This window comes from Micromonospora chalcea (genome assembly GCF_028768405.1).
Lineage (GTDB): Bacteria > Actinomycetota > Actinomycetes > Mycobacteriales > Micromonosporaceae > Micromonospora > Micromonospora chalcea.
This window is the reverse complement of the sequence record NZ_CP118233.1, coordinates 127,580-146,076: the sequence shown is the minus strand read 5'-3', so window position 1 is coordinate 146,076 and position 18,497 is coordinate 127,580. Positions and strand designations below refer to the sequence as shown.

The 18,497-nt window shown below is 72.7% G+C and carries 15 protein-coding genes; all 15 read right to left on the bottom strand.

The window, feature by feature from the left end; all coding sequences use genetic code 11:
* Positions 1 to 50: 50 nt before the first annotated feature.
* Entirely contained in the window at positions 51 to 1,151 is a 1,101-nt protein-coding gene (locus PVK74_RS00635; RefSeq protein ID WP_274477910.1) for an alpha/beta hydrolase, read from the bottom strand.
* Positions 1,148 to 2,146, bottom strand: a complete 999-nt coding sequence (locus tag PVK74_RS00630; protein ID WP_043325196.1) for an LLM class flavin-dependent oxidoreductase — start codon at positions 2,144 to 2,146, stop codon at positions 1,148 to 1,150. The genes PVK74_RS00635 and PVK74_RS00630 overlap by 4 nt, the downstream gene beginning before the upstream one ends.
* Entirely contained in the window at positions 2,143 to 2,472 is a 330-nt protein-coding gene (locus PVK74_RS00625; RefSeq protein ID WP_043325197.1) for a TIGR04076 family protein, read from the bottom strand. The genes PVK74_RS00630 and PVK74_RS00625 overlap by 4 nt, the downstream gene beginning before the upstream one ends.
* Positions 2,469 to 3,473 (bottom strand): zinc-binding dehydrogenase, encoded by a 1,005-nt coding sequence (locus PVK74_RS00620; RefSeq protein WP_064447408.1) that lies wholly within the window; start codon positions 3,471 to 3,473, stop codon positions 2,469 to 2,471. The genes PVK74_RS00625 and PVK74_RS00620 overlap by 4 nt, the downstream gene beginning before the upstream one ends.
* The gene (locus PVK74_RS00615) at positions 3,470 to 3,883 is read right to left on the bottom strand and encodes a nuclear transport factor 2 family protein (RefSeq protein ID WP_064447407.1); all 414 of its coding nucleotides are present in this window, start codon (positions 3,881 to 3,883) and stop codon (positions 3,470 to 3,472) included. Before PVK74_RS00615 ends, PVK74_RS00620 begins: the two co-directional genes overlap by 4 nt.
* Entirely contained in the window at positions 3,880 to 5,145 is a 1,266-nt protein-coding gene (locus tag PVK74_RS00610) for an amidohydrolase family protein (protein WP_274477909.1), read from the bottom strand. Before PVK74_RS00610 ends, PVK74_RS00615 begins: the two co-directional genes overlap by 4 nt.
* On the bottom strand, positions 5,142 to 6,812 hold the full coding sequence (locus tag PVK74_RS00605; RefSeq protein ID WP_274477908.1) for a hydantoinase B/oxoprolinase family protein: 1,671 nt from the start codon (positions 6,810 to 6,812) through the stop codon (positions 5,142 to 5,144). The genes PVK74_RS00610 and PVK74_RS00605 overlap by 4 nt, the downstream gene beginning before the upstream one ends.
* Positions 6,805 to 8,493 carry a hydantoinase B/oxoprolinase family protein gene (locus tag PVK74_RS00600; RefSeq protein WP_274477907.1) on the bottom strand — a complete coding sequence of 563 codons (1,689 nt, stop codon included), beginning with the start codon at positions 8,491 to 8,493 and terminating at the stop codon, positions 6,805 to 6,807. The genes PVK74_RS00605 and PVK74_RS00600 overlap by 8 nt, the downstream gene beginning before the upstream one ends.
* Positions 8,490 to 10,541 (bottom strand): hydantoinase/oxoprolinase family protein, encoded by a 2,052-nt coding sequence (locus PVK74_RS00595; protein ID WP_043325203.1) that lies wholly within the window; start codon positions 10,539 to 10,541, stop codon positions 8,490 to 8,492. The genes PVK74_RS00600 and PVK74_RS00595 overlap by 4 nt, the downstream gene beginning before the upstream one ends.
* On the bottom strand, positions 10,538 to 12,571 hold the full coding sequence (locus PVK74_RS00590; RefSeq protein ID WP_274479335.1) for an ABC transporter ATP-binding protein: 2,034 nt from the start codon (positions 12,569 to 12,571) through the stop codon (positions 10,538 to 10,540). Before PVK74_RS00590 ends, PVK74_RS00595 begins: the two co-directional genes overlap by 4 nt.
* A gap of 2 nt (positions 12,572 to 12,573) precedes the next feature.
* Positions 12,574 to 13,461 (bottom strand): ABC transporter permease, encoded by an 888-nt coding sequence (locus PVK74_RS00585; protein WP_064447403.1) that lies wholly within the window; start codon positions 13,459 to 13,461, stop codon positions 12,574 to 12,576.
* Positions 13,461 to 14,471, bottom strand: coding sequence for an ABC transporter permease (locus tag PVK74_RS00580; protein WP_043325205.1), 1,011 nt, complete (start codon positions 14,469 to 14,471; stop codon positions 13,461 to 13,463). The genes PVK74_RS00585 and PVK74_RS00580 overlap by 1 nt, the downstream gene beginning before the upstream one ends.
* Positions 14,472 to 14,486: 15 nt before the next feature.
* Positions 14,487 to 16,142, bottom strand: a complete 1,656-nt coding sequence (locus tag PVK74_RS00575) for an ABC transporter substrate-binding protein (RefSeq protein WP_043325206.1) — start codon at positions 16,140 to 16,142, stop codon at positions 14,487 to 14,489.
* 310 nt (positions 16,143 to 16,452) lie between these two features.
* Positions 16,453 to 17,241 carry an ATP-binding cassette domain-containing protein gene (locus PVK74_RS00570; protein ID WP_274477906.1) on the bottom strand — a complete coding sequence of 263 codons (789 nt, stop codon included), beginning with the start codon at positions 17,239 to 17,241 and terminating at the stop codon, positions 16,453 to 16,455.
* Entirely contained in the window at positions 17,241 to 18,497 is a 1,257-nt protein-coding gene (locus tag PVK74_RS00565) for an alanine racemase (protein WP_274477905.1), read from the bottom strand. The genes PVK74_RS00570 and PVK74_RS00565 overlap by 1 nt, the downstream gene beginning before the upstream one ends.

Here is an 18,497-nt window from a genome sequence, read left to right as displayed (position 1 = left end):
CCGTGTTCATCTACGTGAACTCGGAGGGCGATTCGGTTGCGGGCGCGACGTCAGCTACCGAGGCGGGCGTCCACTGCCGTCATGGTGTCCCGCCAGATGTCCGACGCCGGGTCGATGACGGCGAAGTGGTCCCCCGGCTGTTCCAGGTGGCGGATCTCGTCGCCCGCGGCTGCCGCCGCCGCGGCGTAACGCCGGTTGGCGTCGACGAGGTCGAGACTGTCCGCGGTCCCCTGCACGAGCAGCGTGGGCACCCCTGTCGGCAGCCGCAGCATCGGGTCGCTCTCGGCGTACCGGCGCGGGGCCGTGGCCGGTGAGCCGCCCAGCGCCGCGGCGACCGCGCCGTCACCGAGGTAGCGCCGCTCGCCCTCGGTGAGGTCGAGCACCCCGGCCAGCGAGACCGCGAGCGCGACACGTGGCCCGCCCGTTCGCGCGGCGAGGTCCGCCGCGGCGCGCAGCGCGAGCTGCCCGCCGGCCGAATGGCCCAGCACCACGATCCGCTCCAGGTCGATCGGCCGGTCGGCGGCGAGGTCCCGCAGCGCGGTGAGGCCGGCTTCGACGTCCTCCGTGGTGGCGTCCCAGCCGTGCCGGTCCGGACGCCGGTACTCCAGGTTCCAGGACGCGTAGCCTCGGGCAGCCAGGTCGACGGCGAGCGCGTCCATCAGGTCCGCGCCCCAGACCGACCGCCAGAATCCGCCGTGCAGCAGCACTGCGACCGGCGCCGGCCCGGTGTGCGGGTCCGACGGCAGCCGCAGGTCAGCCCACTGCTCCGGGCCGGGACCGTAGGCGATCCGATCGGCCGGCGCGCGGAAGCGGTGCACGGCGTGCCGGATCGCCCAGGTCACGCCCCACAGTCCCCGGCCGGCCAGGTGGACCGCGCCGGGGACCGGCGTCTCGACGGTGAGGTCGTACCAGACCGCGTGCGGCGGCTGCGCGCCGATCAGGGCGCGGGCCGGTGTGGTGGGGCCGGGCAGCACCACAGTCGGGCCCTGCGCCGCGGCGAGCAGCGAGCGCAGCTCGTCGGCCGAGGCGGCGGTGACGACCGTGCCGGTGCTGTCCAGCTCGGCGCTGCTGGTGGCGACGAGCGACGCCAGCAGTTCGGTGTCGGCCACCAGGCCGGGGCCGACCACGACGGTGAGCCGCACGGCGCTCACCTGCGCAGCAGGGGCAGGACGGCGGAGCCGAGCAGGTCCACACCGCGCTCGTCGGTCAGGCCGTGCGGCGTGCCGAACTCGACCCGGCGCACGCCGGCGTCGATGAGCGCCTGGGCCTGGGCGGCGACCTGCTCCGGGGTGCCGGAGAAGGCGAACCGGTCCAGCACGTCGTCCGGGATCAACCGGCCCGCCGCCTCGTCCTCGCCCGCGTCGACCAGGTCGCCGACGCGCTTGACCAGGTCGTCGGGGAGCACGACGGTCGGGTCCAGTTCCGCCACCACCGCGAGGTACATGGCGACCTCGGTGCGGGCCTTGGCGCGGGCGGCCGCGCCGTCGGTGTCGACGACTGTCACCGCGCCGAGCACGATGCCGACGTCCGCGACGTCGCGCCCGGCCTTCTCCGCGCCGGTCCGCAGCCGCTCGCGGATCACCGGGACCATGTCCGGGTTGGCGCTGCCGCCCACCTTGATCTCGTCGGCGATCCGGCCGGCCAGCGCAGCGCCCTGCGGACCCCACGCGCCCAGCAGCAGCGGCGGGTCGGGCCGCTGCACGTCGTAGCGCAGCGCGGTGCCGGCCTCCAGCGAGAAGACCTTTCCGGTGAAGCCGCTGCGGTCGCCGCGCAGCAGGCGGTAGACGACCTGGACGGCCTCCTCGATGGTGGTCAGCGGCCGCGGCTGCGGCAGGCCGACCGAACCCAGCCAGGTCCCCCGGGCCAGGCCGAGGTAGGCCCGCCCGTGCGAGGCCAGGTCCAGGGCGGCGAGCTGACCGGCGATCTCGTACGGGGCCATCGAGTACGGGTTCAGGCAGGCCGCGCCGAGGCGTACCCGTTCGGTCGCCTGCGCCATCTCCAGCAGCGGGAAGATCGGCGGCTGGTACATCAGGTCGCCGAAGACGGTGAGCACGTCGAAGCCGTGCGCCTCGGCGGCGCGGGCCAGCCGGGCGTACGCGCCGGCCGGCTTGTCGCTCTGCAGGCCGAGTCCGATCTCGACGGTCATGTCAGGTCCGCCGAGTTCATCGTGCGCCGGCAGGTCCGTTCCACCTTCATGACGAGCCGCTCCTCCGGGTCGGGGCAGATGAAGTGGGAGTCCTGGGCCAGCCAGTCCCCCGGCGCCAGGTCACGCTGCTTGGCGGCGAGGAAGGGCAGCACGGACGCGAGCGCGTACACGCAGAAGTGCTTGCCCTCGGGCAGCCGCAGGTGGGCGCTGTTGGTCAGCTCGAAGGAGTCGCCCACGGCCATGCCGCACACCGACCGGCCCTCGATCCGGTCGACTGTCACCTTCAGGTCGTAGATCTCCATGTCGCCGTCGGCGGTGTCGCTCACGGCCCCTCCCCTTCGTCGATCCGTACGATGATCTTGCCGGTGGTCCGGCGTTCGGCCAGCTCGGTGAGCGCCGCGGGCGTCTCGTCCAGCGACACGACGCGGCTGACCGGCGGCCGGACCGCGCCGGAGGCGCACATGTCGAACAGTTCCTGGTAGGCGGCCTCGACCGCGGACGGGCGCTGCCACGGGTACTGCGAGCCCCAGGACAGGCCCACCAGCGTCGCGTTCGCCGCCATCAGCCGCAGCGGATCGACGGGCGGCGGCGCGCCACCGGCAGCGCCTACCGCGACCAGGCGGCCCTCGAAGGCGAGGCACTCCCAGGAGCGGGCGAACACGTCGCCGCCCACCGGGTCCACCACGACGTCCACGCCCCGCCCGCCGGTGGCCTCCCGCACGGCGGCCACGAAGTCCTCCGCCGTGTAGTCGATCGCCACCTCGGCGCCCTGGTCGCGGCAGATCGCCGTCTTGACCGGGCCGCCGGCGGTGGCGAGGACCCGGGCGCCGCGGGCGACCGCGAGCTGGATGACGGAGATGCCGACACCGCCCGCGCCGGCGTGCACCAGCACCGTCTGCCCGGCGGTGACGCCCGCCCGCTCCAGCGCGAACCACGCGGTCTGGTAGGTGACCGGCAACGCCGCCGCGGTGACCGGGTCGACTGTGGACGGTCGCGGCACCACCACCGCGGCGTCCACTGTGACTGTCGTGCCGAGCGCGCCGCGCGGCAGCGCCGGGCAGGCCAGCACCTCCTGACCCAGCAGGTGCCCGGCCCCGTCGCCGGCGGCGACGACCCGCCCGGCCGCCTCCACCCCCGGCGTCATCGGCGGATCCGGCCGCACCGGGTACTCGCCCCGGCAGAGCATGACGTCCAGGAAGTTCAGCCCGACCGTACGGACGGCGAGCCGCACCTGGCCGGGGCCGGGCGGCGGGTCGTCGGGCAGCTCGGCGACCGACAGCACGTCCGCCGGTTCACCGGTCCGCCCGGCGACCAGCCGCCGGATCATGCCGCGCCCACCGGTTCCCGGACCAGCTCGGCGTGGTGGTGCACGATCACCCAGCGGCCGTCGACCCGGCGCACCACGTCGGTGACCCGGGTGATCTCCGGCTCGTCGTCCGGGCCGAGCTGCGCGACCAGCTCGTACCGGGCCACGCCGAAGTCGTCCCACACGTCGATGCGCTTGCCCCGCGCGGCGAGCACCGCCAGCCGGGGCCGCTGACCGGCGGCGTCCCGCTGGGCGCGGTACTCGTCCAGCTCGGCCCGGGTCCGCAGCGGTCCCGGCAGGTGCGTCTCCCAGGTGGTCACCTCGGGGTCCAGGTGCGTGTCGAACCGCTGCTGGTCCCCGGCGAGGAACGCGTCGTACATGTCGTCGATGCCGGCGGCGATCTCCGCCGCGCCTGCCTGCGCGAAGGTCATCGCGTCTCCTCCTGGTTGCGGTCGTCGCGGGCGATCTGCCCGCCCTTCATCACCCACCGCACGTCCCGGAAGGCCGAGGTGTCGGCCAGCGGGTCGGCGTCCGTCGCGATCAGGTCGGCCAGCTTGCCGACCTCGACGGTGCCGAGGTCGGACTCCGCGCCGAGCCACCGGATCGGGCCGAGCGTGCCGGCGTGGATGGCCCGCGCGGCGCCGATCCGCTCGGACATGTACTCCAGCTCCCGGATCGAGGCGGTGGTGCCCTCGAACTCCCAGAACGGGGGCATGTCGCTGCCGAGCAGGACCTCCACCCCGGCGGCGATCGCCATGTCGAAGCTCTCCAGGTGCCGGGGGCCGGCGCCGAGCGAGCGGCACTGCATCCACTCCGGCACGCCCAGCTCGTCGAAGAACTCCTTGCAGCGGGTCACCAGCAGCGTCGGCACGAGCGCCGTGCCGCGCTCGGCCATCCGCGCCGCGACCTGCGGGGTGAGCTGGTAGCCGTGCTCCACGCAGTCCAGTCCCAGCTCGACCGCCGCGCCGATCACGTCGGCGGGCCCGGCGTGCGCGGTCACCTTCCGGCCCCACGCGTGCGCCGTCTCGATCACCGCCGTCATCTCGTCGGCGAACAACTGGGGCGTGTGGATGCTCTCGTGCTCACCGGCGATGCCGCCCGAGATCATCACCTTGATCAGGTCCGCGCCGGCCTTGATCTGGCTGCGCACGCCGTGGCGGAAGCCCACCGGGCCGTCGCACTCGAGCGTGTCGTTGCTCTCGTGGCCGTGCCCGCCGGTGCACACCAGCGCCCGGCCCGCGGTGTAGATGCGCGGACCGGGGACCCGCCCGGCGTTGATCGCCCGCCGCAGCGCGAAGTCCGCGTGGTCCTTCTCCGCGACGCAGCGCACGGTGGTCACGCCGGAGTACAGCGTGCGCCGCGCCCCGTCGGCCATGTAGTGGGCGAGGTCGTACGCGCCCATCCCCTTGACGCCCTCGCCGGCGGAGCCGGGCAGCGACAACGAGAAGTGGGTGTGCATGTTGACCAGGCCGGGCGTCACGTAGGCGCCGTCGAGGTCCACCTCGGTCAGCCGGCCGGCGGCCCGCGCCTGCTCGGCCACCTCGGCGTACGGCCCGACGGCGGCGATCCGATCACCCCGGACCCACACCCCGGCACCGGTCACCGGCGCCATGCCGTCCACCACGCGGGCGTCGAGCACTGTGCAGTTGCCGAGCAGCGTGCTCGGCTGCTCGGGCGAATAGGCGGCACTCACGCGATCACTCCATAAACGTCTCGGGCGGCCCGCGCGGAGACGTAGCCCTCGGCCACGTCCCGTCGCACCGCCTCCGGATCCCGACTCCCCGGGTCGCCGTGCCCGCCGCCACCGGCGGTCAGCAACGTCACCCGATCCCCCACCGCCACCGCGGTACGCCGTGTGCTCACCCGGTGCTCCCGGTCCGTGCCCGGGAAGACGATCACCTGGTTCGGCTCCGGCTGTGCGCCGCCGGCCAGCGCCCACGGCGCGCTCTTCGTCTTCTTGATCACGGTCAGAAACTCGCCGGGCGTCACGAACCGGATGTCCCGCCGCAGGCCGCAGCCGCCCCGGAACCGGCCCGCGCCACCGGAGTCGGTACGGATCTCCACCCGCTCGAAGAACATTCCCGTCTTCGACTCCAGCACCTCGACGGGCGTGTTGCGCGCCTGGGTCTGGCACAGGTGGTTCGCCGGCCCGATCCCGTCGTGCCGGGGCGTGCCGCCCCAGCCGACCGGGTCGTTGTTGCTGACCGCGAACATGTCGCCGGTGTCCGGGTGCCGGCCGACCATCATGAACCCGGGCACGTCGCCGCCGGAGGAGGCGGCCAGCCGGTCCGGCATGCCCTGGGCCAGCGCCTTGAGGATCAGCTCCAGCGCGACAGTGCCGGTCCACTGGGTGAACGTGGCGGCCGGGTACTGCGCGTGGAACAGCGTGCCGGGCTCGGCGCGTACCCGAAGGGGCGCGAAGTGCCCGGCGTTCGTCTGCTCGTGCGGCGTGGTGACGCCCTTGAACGCGACCCGGCAGGTGGCGATGGTGGCGCCCAGCGGCAGGTTCACCGGCCCGGGCACCGCCGGCGACGAGCCGGCGAAGTCCACTGTGAACTCGCCGTCGGCGACGGTGACGGTGACCCGCATGAGGATGGGATCGTCGCTGACGCCGTCGTCGTCGAGCCAGTCCTCGGCGGTCCAGCTGCCCTGCGGCAGCGCGGCCACCGCCTCCCCGGCGCGCTGCGCGGCGACGTCGATCACCCGGTCGATCACCGCGTCGACCACTGCGGGGCCGTAGTCGCGGTACAGCTCGGTCATCCGCCGCTCGCCGGTACGCAGCGCGGCGATCTGCGCGTTGAGGTCACCGATGACCAGTTCCGGCATCCGCGAGTTGAAGCGGATCAGCTCGTGGATCTCGCGCACCGGCTCGCCCCGGTCGTACACCTTCGTGCCGGGGAAGATGATCCCCTCCTGGTGCATGTCCGTGGAGTCGAGCACGTACCCGGGGTCCTTGGCGCCCAGGTCCATCCAGTGCGCCCGGATGCACAGGAAACCGATCAGCTCCTCGCTGTCCGGCAGGACGACCGGCGCGAACATCGTCGCGTCGTACGTGTGCGCCGCGTTCCAGTACGGGTAGTTGAGCAGCACCACGTCGCCGCGGCGCAGGTTCTCCCGGCCGACGTACTCCACGCCCTTGCGCAGCGAGTAGTCGTTGGCGCCGAGGAAGCGGGACAGCCCCGTGGACTCCGCGACCAGCCGCAGCTGCCGGTCGTAGATGGAGATGCCGAAGTCGTACACCTCGTAGATCACCGGGTTGAACGCGGTGCGCACGAGCGCGGCCCGCATCTCCTCGGCGGCCGAGACGAGATGGCTGCGGACGACCTCGACGGTTGCCCCGTCGACCGTCGGCTCACCCATCGACGTCCACTCCGTAGACGTCCCGGGCGGCCTCCCGGGAGACGTAGCCCTCGGCCACGTCCCGCCGTACCGCCTCCGGGTCGCGGCTGCGCGGGTCGCCGTGCCCGCCGCCACCGGCGGTCAGCAGCGTGACCCGGTCGCCCGCGGCCACCACGGTGCGCTTGGTGCTCACCCGGTGCTCGCGGTCGGTGCCCGGGAAGACGACCACCTGGTTCGGCTCCGGCTGCTCGCCGCCGGCCAGCGCCCACGGCGCGCTCTTGGTCTTCTTGATCACGGTCAGGAACTCACCGGGCGTCACGAACCGGATGTCGCGGCGCAGGCCGCAGCCGCCCCGGAACCGGCCCGCGCCACCGGAGTCGGCGCGGATCTCCCAGCGCTCGAAGAACATCCCGGTCTTGGCCTCCATGACCTCGATCGGGGTACCCCGGCCGGTGCTGCCGGAGACGTGCGTGGCGGCGTCCATGCCGTCGTGCGTCGCGGTGCCGCCCCAGCCCACCAGGTCGTTGTTGCTGACCGCGAACATCTTCCCGGTGTCCGGGTGCAGGCCGACCATCATGAAGCCGGGCACGTCGCCGCCGGAGGAGGCGGGCAGCAGGTCCGGCATGCCCTGGGCCAGCGCCTTGAGGATCAGCTCCACCGCGACGATGCCGGTCCAGAGCGTGAACGTGGGCTGCGGGTAGACGGCGTGGAACAGGCTGCCCGGCTCGGCCCGCACCTCAAGCGGCGCCACGGTGCCGGCGTTCGACGGCTCGTCCCGCGACGTCAGCGACTTCAGCACGACCTTGCAGATCGCCTCGGTCGCGCCGAACGGCATGTTGATCGGGCCGCGGGTGGCCGGGGCCGAGCCGGCGAAGTCGACGATGAAGCGCCCGTCGTCGATGGTGACGGTGACGCGCATCTTCACCGGGTCGTCGGTGATGCCGTCGTCGTCCACCCAGTCCTCGGCGGTCCAGGTGCCCTGCGGCAGCGTCGCCAGCGCCGCGCGGGCGCGGGCCTCACCGTCGGCGATGATCCGGTCGATCGCCTGGTCCACGGTGTCCCGGCCGAACTTCTCGATGATCTCCAGCATCCGGCGCTCGCCGGTGCGCAGCGCGGCGATCTGCGCGTGCAGGTCACCGAGCACCGCGTCGGGCATCCGCGAGTTGAAGCGGATCAGCTCGTGGATCTCGCGCACCGGCTCGCCCCGGGACACGACCTTGGTGCCCGGGAAGATCAGCCCCTCCTGGTGCATGTCGGTCGAGTCGAGCACGTAGCCCGGGTCCTTGGCGCCCAGGTCCATCCAGTGCGCGCGGACGCAGAGGAAGCCGACCAGGTCGCCGTCCGCGTCCGGGTCCGTCTCGTCCGGCCGGAACACCGGGGCGAACAGCGTCGCGTCGTACGCGTGCGCCGCGTTCCAGTACGGGTAGTTGAGCAGCACCACGTCGCCGCGGTGCAGGTTCTCCCGGCCCACGTACTCCACGCCCTTGCGCAGCGAGAAGTCGTTCGCGCCGAGGAAGAACGTCAACCCGGTGGCCTCGGCGACCAGCCGCAGGTCGGCGTCGTACATCGACAGGCCGAAGTCGTGCACCTCGTAGATGACCGGGTTGAACGAGGTACGGATGAGGGTGGCCCGCATCTCCTCCGCGGCGGACAGCAGATAGCTGCGGACGACCTCGACCTGGGCTCCGTCCAGCGTGGTCATGCGGCTTCCTCCAGGGTGACGAGCAGGTATCCGTGGTCGTCGACGGTGACCCGCTGGCCGCTGGGCACCACTGTGGTGGAGGTGCCCTCGTCGATCAGCGCCGGTCCGTCGAAGGTGTCGCCCGGCTCCAGGCGGGCCCGGTCGTAGACCGCGAACGGCACCACCGCGTGCTGCCCGAAGTCGTAGGCGTCGCGGTGCGTCAGCAGCGCCTGCGACGGGTCGCCGTCGCCGCGCGGCAGGGTCTGCAGCTCGGGACGGTCGGTGCGCCCGATGCCGCGCACCCGCAGGTTGAGGATCTGCAGCGGGTTGCCCATGGTGTGGCCGTACCGGGCGCGGTGCGTCTCGTCGAACGCGGCGCGGATCGCGTCGCGGTCCAGCTCGCGCCCGACGGTGACCATCAGGCTGTGCTCCTGGCCCAGGTAGCGCAGCTCGAACTGCCGCTCCAGCACCGCCTCGCCGGCCGGCACGCCCTGCGCCACCAGCGACGCGACCGCCTCGGCCTCGACGGCCTTGAACAGCTGCTCCAGCTCCGCCAGGTCGGCGTCGTCGAGCGTGGCCATCACGGTACGGCTGAAGTCGTTGACGATGTCGGCGGAGAGCATGCCCCAGGCGGAGAAGCCGGACGGCGCGAACGGCACGATGACCTCGCCGATGCCCATCTCGCGGGCCAGCAGCGGGGCCAGCAGCGGCCCGGCGCCGCCGAACGCGAGCAGCGCGAACTGCCGGGGGTCGTGACCCCGCTCGACGGTGATCTGGCGGACCGCGCCGACGGTGCGGGCCAGCAGCACGTCGAACACGCCGGCGGCCGCGTTCTCCACGGTGAGTCCGAGCGGCTCGGCGAGTTGCTCCTGGATTGCGGCGCGCGCCTCGGCGTCGCGCAGGCCCATGGTGCCGGCGAGGAAGCGCTCCGGGTCCATGTAGCCGAGCACCACAGCGGCGTCGGTGACCGTCGGCTTGGTGCCGCCCCGGCCGTAGCAGACCGGGCCGGGGTCGGCGCCGGCGCTCTGCGGGCCGACCTTGAGCAGGCCGTGGTCGAGCCAGGCGATCGAACCGCCGCCGGCGCCGATGGTGCGGATGTCGTACGTCGGGATGAGCAGCGGGAAGTGCTCCAGCTGAGCCTCGTACGCGGCGACCGGGTTGCCGCGCTCGATCACGCAGGCGTCCAGCGAGGTGCCGCCGATGTCGAACGTGAGCACGTTGTCCCGGCCCAGCTCGGAGGCGACGTACGCGGCGCCGACGATGCCGCCGGCCGGGCCGGACAGCACGGTGTGCGTGGGGGCGGTCTTGGCGACCGCGCTGGTCATCGAGCCGCCACCGGACCGCATGATCAGGAAGCGCCCGGCGAAGCCGCGCTCGGCCAGGCCGGACTCCAGCTCGTCCACGTACCGCTCGAAGATCGGCCGGATGTACGCCTCCAGCACCGTGGTGCTGGTCCGCTCGTACTCCCGGTACTCGCGCACGATGTCCGTCGACAGCGACAGGCTGACCTCGGGGAACTCCTCGTGGATGAGGCGCGCGGCCTCCCGCTCGTGGCTCGGGTCGAGGAACGAGTGCAGGAAGCAGATGGCGATCGAGGTGACCTGCTGGTCCACCACGAGCGTACGCGCGGCCGCCCGGACGCTGTCCGGGTCCAGCGGCTCCACCACCCGGCCGCGGTAGTCGAGCCGGCCCCGCACCCCGGCGGTGAAGCGGCGCTGCACCAGGCTCTCCGGCCGCTGGTACTGGAAGTCGTACATGTGGTCGGAGGGCACGTTGCCGCGCCCGATCAGGAAGATGTCCCGGAAGCCCTCGTTGGTGATGATTCCGGTACGGCCACCGCGACGTTCCAGCACCGCGTTGAGGCCGAGCGTGGTGCCGTGGATGAACAGCTCCACCTCGGACAGGTCGGTGCCGAGCGCGCTGATCGCGTTGAGGACACCGTCCGCGGGCCGGGCCGGGGTCGTCGCCGCCTTGCGGAAGCGGACCCGGTTGGTGCGCGTGTCGAGTTCCATGGCGTCCACGAAGGTCCCGCCGATGTCGACGGCGAGCCGGATGGGGCGACGGGTCATGGCGTGACAGCCTGCCTTCCGATGAGGGCGGGAAGCTCGGGAACGCGCCAGCAGGCGGCCCGGCTCTCGCCGTACGACTGAAGCTCCTGCTGCTCCGATCGGCACCGGTCGGTGACGAACGGGCACCGGGCGGCCAGTGGGCACCCGGTTGCGGCGTCGGCTTCCTCCAGGTCCTTGACCAGCTCGACGGCCTCGCCGTCGGACCCGGCCGTCCCGCCGAGGCGGGGGGCGCTGCCCAGCAGCGCGCGGGTGTACGGGTGCCGGGGCGTGTCGAAGACGACGTCCACCGGACCCTCCTCGACCACCCGGCCGAGGTAGAGCACCACGACGCGGTCGGCGAAACCGCGCACCGTGGCCAGGTCGTGGGAGATGAACACCGAGGCGCGGTCGGCGTCGGCGGCCACGTCGGCGATCACGTCGAGGATCTGCGCCTGGACGGTGACGTCCAGGGCCGAGGTGGGCTCGTCGAAGACGATCAGGTCCGGCTCGCCGACCAGCGCGCGGGCGATGCCGATGCGCTGGGCCTGGCCGCCGGACAGCTCATGCGGGTACCGCTGCAGGATCGAGCGGTCCAGCTCCATCCGGTCCAGCACGGCGGTGACGCGCTCCTCCCGCTGGGCCGGGGACAGGCCCGCGGCGCGCAGCGGCTCGGCGATGGAGTCGCCGACGGGACGGCGCGGGCTCAGCGAGCCGATCGGGTCCTGGAACACCAGCTGGGCGCGGGTCCGGGCCCGGCGCAGCGCCCGGCCACGCGGGCGCGGCCGGCCCGGCTGCTTGACCAGGGCCTGTCCGGCGACTGTGACGGTGCCGGAGGTGGGCGCGACCAGGCCCATGACGAGCTTCGCGAGGGTGCTCTTGCCGCAGCCGCTCTCGCCCACCACGCCCAGCGTCTCACCCGGTGCGAGCCGCAGCGTGACGCCACGCAGCGCGTGGTGACCGCCGGAGCCGAACCGGCTGCGGTAGACGACGTGGGCGTCCTCGATCTCCAGCACGGCGGGCTTCGGGTCCGCAGCCACCGGCTGGGCGCCGCCCGCGTCCGGTGTGTGCGGCGTGGACGGCAGGTCGGCGTCGAGCGGCCGGGTCTGCGGGTGGAAGCAGGCCAGCGACCATTCGCGGCCGCCGGGGATCGGCTGGGTGCCCGGCCGCCGGGACGAGCAGGTGCGGTCGGCGTGCGCGCAGCGGGCGACGAACGGGCAGTTCTCCGGCGCCTCGGTGAGCAGGGGCATGGCGCCGGGGGTGGCGACGACCGGCCGGCCGCCGACGTCCGGCACCGACCGCAGCAGCGCCCGGGTGTACGGGTGCGCGGGCTCCCGCAGCACCTGCGCGGCCGGGCCGCTCTCCACCACCGTGCCGGCGTAGAGCACCACCACCCGGTCGCAGACCTCGGCGATCGAGGCGAGGTCGTGGGAGATCAGCAGCACGCCCCGGCCGTCGGTGTCGGCGGCGTGCCGGAACTGGCGCAGGATCTCCCGGGTCAGCGTCACGTCCAGGCCGGTGGTCGGCTCGTCGGCGATCAGCAGGTCCGGCGCGCAGCCGGTGGCCAGCGAGATCATCACCCGCTGGGCCATGCCGCCGGACAGCTCGTGGGCGTACGCGTCGAGCCGCCGCTGCGGGCTGCGGATCCCGACCGCCTCGAACAGCTCGCGCGCCGCCTCCCGGGCCCGGTCGCCGGACATGTCCTGGTGCGTGGCGAGCCGGTCGACGAGCTGCTTGCCGATGGTGCGGGTGGGGCTGAGCGCGCCGCGCGGGTTCTGGAAGCAGATCGCCACCCCGCGTCCGCGGTGGGCGGCAAGCGCGGCGTCGTCCATGCGCAGCACGTCCGAGTCGCCGCACAGCACCCGGCCGGTGGCGTGCGAGCCGCCGGGCAGCAGCCCGACGATGGCGCGGGCCACCATGCTCTTGCCGCCGCCGCTCTCCCCGACCAGGCCGACGACCTCACCGGGGCGTACGGCGAAGGTGACGCCGCTGAGCGCGGCCACCTGCCGGCCGGGTCGCCGGATGGTCACCGAGAGGTTCTCGATCGACAGCATGGTCACCGCCGCTTCGCGTTGGCGCGGTCCTGCAGGCCTTCGCCGAGCAGGCTGAACCCGAGGACGCAGACGAACAGGGCCAGGCCGGGTGGGACGGAGGTCCACCAGCGGCCACCGACCACGTCCGCGGCGCCCAGGCTGATCATGGCCCCCCACTCCGCCTCGGGGATGCTTACGCCCAGGCCGAGGAAGGAGAGCCCGGCCAGGGTGAGCATCGCCCAGCCGCAGTTCAGCGGCGCGATCACCCGGACCGGGGTGAGGCTGTTGGGCAGCAGGTGCCGCCAGAGCACGCCCACCGGCGACGCCCCGGAGGTGATGGCGGCGTCCACGAACGGCAGTTCCCGCAGCGACCGCACCTCGGCGCGGACCAGCCGGGCGTACGCCGGCGCGTTCACCGCCGCGATCGTGATGATCAGGTTGATCGTGCCGTTGCCGAGCAGGGCGGCGACCGCCAGCGCCAGGATGAACGTGGGGAACGACTGGAAGATGTCGACCACCCGCATCAGCACGTCGTCGAGCCAGCCGCCGAAGTAGCCGGCGACCAGGCCGAGCAGCGTGCCCACGACCACCGCGAGCGCCACCGCGGCCAGGGCGATGCCCAGGTCGAGCCGGGCGGCGTAGAGCACCCGGCTCCAGATGTCCATGCCGTTGCCGTCGGTGCCGAGCAGGTGGTTGCCGCCCGGCGCCACCAGGGTGTTCGCCGGGTCGATCTCGGTCTCGCCCCACGGGCTCAGCAGCGGCGCGAACACCGCCACCAGCGCCACCACCGACAGGATGGTCGCACCGACGATGATCATGCGGCGGGCGAACCGGCTGTCCCGGTCGCCGCCGGCGACGACCACCGGCGTCTGTGCGGAGTCGCCGCTGACGGCGGCGCGCAACTCGGCCATCAGAGCCTCACTCTCGGGTCGAGGATCGCGTGGACCACGTCGGCGATGAGGAACACCAGCACGTAGCACAACGCGATGACCAGCACCGACGCCTGAACCACCGGGTAGTCCCGGTAGAGCAGGCCGCGCAGGGCCCACTGGCCGAAGCCCTGCCACGAGTACACGTACTCGACGAGCACGGTGGAGCCGATCGCCGTGCCGAAGACCAGCGCCGCCAGCGACGGCAGCCGGACCAGCGTCGCCCGCAGCAGGTAGCCGTAGTGCAGCGTGCGGTCGCGCAGCCCGTGCGCCTTCGCCGCGGCGTACGACTCCGAGTGCAGCACCTCCAGCGCGGAGGCCCGGACGCTGCGCAGCAGCGGCGCGACCACGCCGACCACCAGGGTCAGCACGGGCAGCACCAGGTACGCCGCGGCGGAGGCGATCGCCGGGCCGTTGGCGGTGAGCACGGCGTCGACGAGATCGGCCCCGGTGAGCGGGGTCAGGTTCGTGTCCGGGTCGACCCGCCCGTTCGGCGCCGGGAACCAGCCGAGGATGCTGTAGCCGACCAGCACCAGCACCAGGCCGAGCCAGAACTCGGGGATCGAGTTGCCGACCAGGGCGAACATCCGCACGCTGTGGTCACCGACCCGGTTGGCCCGTTTGGCCGACCAGATGCCCAGGACCGTCGCCACGACGAGCGCGATGCTCACGGCGATGACGACGAGTTCCAGGGTGGGCCCCACCCGGAGCGCCATCTCCGATCCCACGGAGTTGCCGCTCTGGATGGAGGTCCCGAAGTCACCGGTGACCAGTCCCCTGAGGTAGTCGAGGAACTGCTGCCACAGCGACTGGTCCAGCCCGAAGCGGGCCCGGGCGGCGGCGGCGTCCTCCTCGGTGGCGTTCTGCCCGAGGATGCTGCGGACGGGGTCGCCCGGCAGCACCCGGACCAGGAGGAACGCCAGGACGACCACTCCGAGCAGAACGGGGATCAGCTGGAGCAGTCGCCTGACGACGAAGCGGAAGATTCGCATGGGCGGTTGACGTTCCTAGGCCGACGCGCTCAGGTAGCGCAGGCGGGCGAGGCCGTCCATCGGCTGCACCCAGCCGGCGACGGACTCCCGGACGGGCAGGTTGAAGTTGGGCTGGCAGATGACCACCCACGGCACGTCGGCGGCGAGGATCTCCTGGACCCGCTTCCAGAGCGCGTTGCGGGCGGCCGTGTCGACGGTGGTGTGCGACTTCTCGTAGATCTGCTCAATCTCCGGGTTGCTGTAGTTGGAGTAGTTGAGGTTGGCGCCCTTGACGAAGCTCGTCGCCAGCATGTACTCGACGTCGTCCACCCAGAGCTGCCCGGAGGTGATCTGCAGCGGGATGTTCTTCTTGGTCCGCCGCTCACCCAGGGTGGCCGGGTCCAGCGGGGTCAGCTTGAGCCGGATGCCCGCCTTCGCCGCCTCGCTCTGCACCTGGACGGCGATCTTCTGCTGCTCCTCGTTGTCGGCCTCGAAGACCAGCTCGGAGTCGAGCGACGACCGGCCGGCGGCGGCCATGGCGGCCTTCGCCTTGTCCAGGTCGTAGGTGAACGGGTAGCCGCTCTCGTCGTAGCCGGGCATGTCCAGCGGGACCGGGCTCTTGGCCGCGCGGGCGTCGCCGCCGTACACGTTGTTGATGATCTGCTCGTAGGGCACCGCGTACGCGAGCGCCTTGCGCACGTTCACGTCGTTGAACGGCGCGGCGGTCACCGACATCTGGATCGCGACCTGGCGGTTGCTGGCGGCCGAGATGACCTTGATGCCCGGGGCCTTCTTGAGGTCCTGGATGTCGCGCTGGCTGATGCCCAGCGCGATGTCGATGTCACCGGCCTGCAGCTGCAGCCGCTGGTTGGACGCGGCCGGCACGACCGAGATCCGGATGGTCGGCGTCTTGGCCGGGTCCGGGCCCGGGTAGTCGGTGTTCGCGCTGAGTTCGATCTCCTGGCCCTGGGTGGCCTTGGCGACGTTGAAGTAGCCGCCGGTCGGCGGGTTCTTCGCGAACCACTCCTTGGCCCAGGGGTCGCTGGAGCTGGCGCGCTTCTTCGCCTCGACCGAGTCGAAGACGTACAGCGAGATCGCCTGGATCTGCCGGGTGAGCGCGCTGGGGAAGGCCTGGTGGAACTCCACCGTGTAGTCGTCGACGACCTTGACCTGGTCGGCGCTGGTCAGGCCGATGGTGCGGTAGACGCCGGCGACGTTGGCCTGGGCGGCGAACGCGCGGTCCTTCGACCACTTCACGTCCGCGGCCTTCATCTCGTTGCCGCTGGCGAACTTCACGCCGCGGCGCAGCTTGAGCGTCCACACCTTCTGTTCGGCGTCGGGCTCGAAGGACTCGGCGAACGTGGGGGTGATGTTCTGGGTGTCGAGGATCTGGCTGCCGCCGGCGTTGGTGACGCCGTAGTCGATCAGGTATGGGAAGACGTTCTTGTAGAGCATCAGCGCGGTCAGGTCGAAGCCGACGAAGTCCTGGTCCCAGCTCGACAGGTAGCTGGAGACGGCGATGCGCAGCGTCTTGGCGGCGGCGCCGCCGGACTTGCCGTCGGTGGACTTGTTGCCGCTGTCCGCGGCGCAGGCGCTGGTGGCGAGCAGGAGCGCGACGCCACCCCCAAGCTGCAGGACGCCGCGGCGGGAGAGCGCGGGCGAGGAGGCGCCCGGACGGGGTGAACGAGCCATGAGAAGTCCTCCTAGAAGCACGAGGCAGATGGCCCGAGCAGCGGACCTATCAGGAGTTCTACCGGATTTAGCAGCAGTGAACAATAGGGTGAACGGCGTTCACTGAGCCCTCATGGACTCGGCTTGATAACGCTCCCGAACTGCGAGACAACGCACGAAGCCGCGTTCACACAAGTTCACACGACCGTTACGCACGGGCCGTCCGCCATCGGCGTTGATCATGGAGTGCCGCCCCGCGAACCGGACGCGGAACGCCGATGACCCCGGGAGGGACACCCGGGGTCATCGTGCGCGCGGCCGGCCGCGCGGTTCAGGGACGGGCGGTCTCCTCGGAGGCGCCGGTGATCATCGAGACGATCTCGTTGCGGCTGGTCCCGGTGATGCCGCGGACGCCGACCTGGCGTCCCCGGCGCAGCACCGCCACCCGGTCCGCGATCCGGAACACCTGGTCCAGGTTGTGGCTGACGACGAGCACGGCGGCGCCCCGCTCCCGCAGCTTCAGGATCAGCTCCTCCACCTTGGCGGTCTCGGCCACGCCCAGCGCCGCTGTCGGCTCGTCCATCAGCACCAGGCCGCTGGCCCAGTGGGTGGCGCGGCAGATCGCCACCGCCTGCCGCTGGCCGCCGGACAGGTCCCGGATCGTCGCCTTCGCGCTGGGGATGCGTACGTCCAGCGCGTCCACCAGATCCTGGGTCTCCCGGGCCATCCGGCGCCGGTCGAGCAGGCGCAGCGGGCCACGGGTGAGTTCCCGGCCCAGGAACATGTTCATGTAGACCGGCTGCGAGTCGGCCAGGGCCAGGTCCTGGTAGACCACCTCGACCCCCTGCCGGCGGGCGTCGGAGGCGTCCCGGAACGTCACCGGCCGCCCGTGCATCTCCAGCTCACCCTCGGTCGGCTGGTACACGCCGGAGATGATCTTCACGAGGGTGGACTTGCCGGCGCCGTTGTCGCCGACCAGGGCGGTGATCTCCCCGGCGGCCAGTTCCAGGTCGAAACGCTCGATCGCGACGACGCCGCCGAACTGCTTGCGGATGCCGCGCAACCGCAGCGCCGGGGCGCCCGCCCGGGTCGCGTCGTCCTTGTGGATGACAGTGCTCATCATGCCCTCCCTGCGCGGCGAGCCGCCTGGATGCCGGGGCCGTCGCCCGCGGCGGTGTCCTCCAACCTGATCGGCGCCGAGCCGTCGGCGGCGTACACCCCGGCCACGGCCGGCGCGCCGGACCGGATGCCGGTCACGCCGGCGGTCAGCGCCCGGGTGACGAACGCCTGCGGCCGGAAACCGAACAGGACCGTGTCACCCGGGGCGCACCCCGGCGCCGCGCTGACGTCGGCCATCGCGTAGTAGTCGATCGCCTCCGGCGCGGGCATCTCCACGTCGACCAGGTACGCGTCGTCGAGACCACCGCCCCGGGGCACGATCAGCGCCCGGGTGCCGCCCAGGCCGAGCACCGGGTCGACGTAGAGGCCGCCACCGAAGACGTACGCCCGGCCGTCCCACAGGTGCGACACCTCGCTGACGTAGAGCACGGCGGGCTCCTCGACCAGGTCGGTCACCGCGTGCCAGGGCGTCGTGCCGGTGAGCCCGTGGCCGGGCTCGACCTGCGTCACGCCCGCCTCGGCCAGCGTGGCCAGGATCGCCGCCGACGTCGTACCCGGGGCGTTGATCTCGACGTGCGACCGCCCGGCGGCGCGCAGCGCGGCGGCGGCGCGTCGCAGGGTGCCGAGGTTGGGCGTCGGCACGACCCGTCCGGCGGCCGTGTCGAACAACTGGGTCGGGAAGCTGGTGACACCCGCGAACCGGGCGCCGGGAAGGGCGTCGAGCCGGTCGGCGACCGCGACGATCTCGTCGGCCGCCCAGCCGCCCTCGTGGCCCCGGTAGAAGCGGTCGCCGGGCGCGGCGATCCGGGCGAGCAGCGCCTGCTCCCGCCCGGCCGCCGCGCTCGCGCCCGCCGCCTCGGCGGCCTTGGCGTCGTTGAAGACCGTCCAGTACGCGGGCGCGAGCGCGGCGGCGACCGCCGCCTCGTGCCGGGGGATCTGCACCAGGTGACCGAGGTGACCGATGCCGAGCCCGCCGTGCCGGTCGGCGAGCGCGCACTGGAGGTCGACGCCGACCGCCTCGGTGATGCCCGCGTCGCGGACCGTCCGGCAGAAGTCGGGGTTGCGCCCGACCTGCTTGGTCATCGCGTAGACCGACAGACCGAAGCGGTCGGCCTCGCGGCGGATGGCGGCGGCGTTCGCCGCGACCGTGTCGAGGTCCAGCGCGTAGGAGTTCGCCGGCAGGTCACCGCTGTCGTGCAGGTGCGCGGCGGCGGCGAGCAGGCCCGGATTGCGGCGTCGCAGCAGGTCCAGAAACAT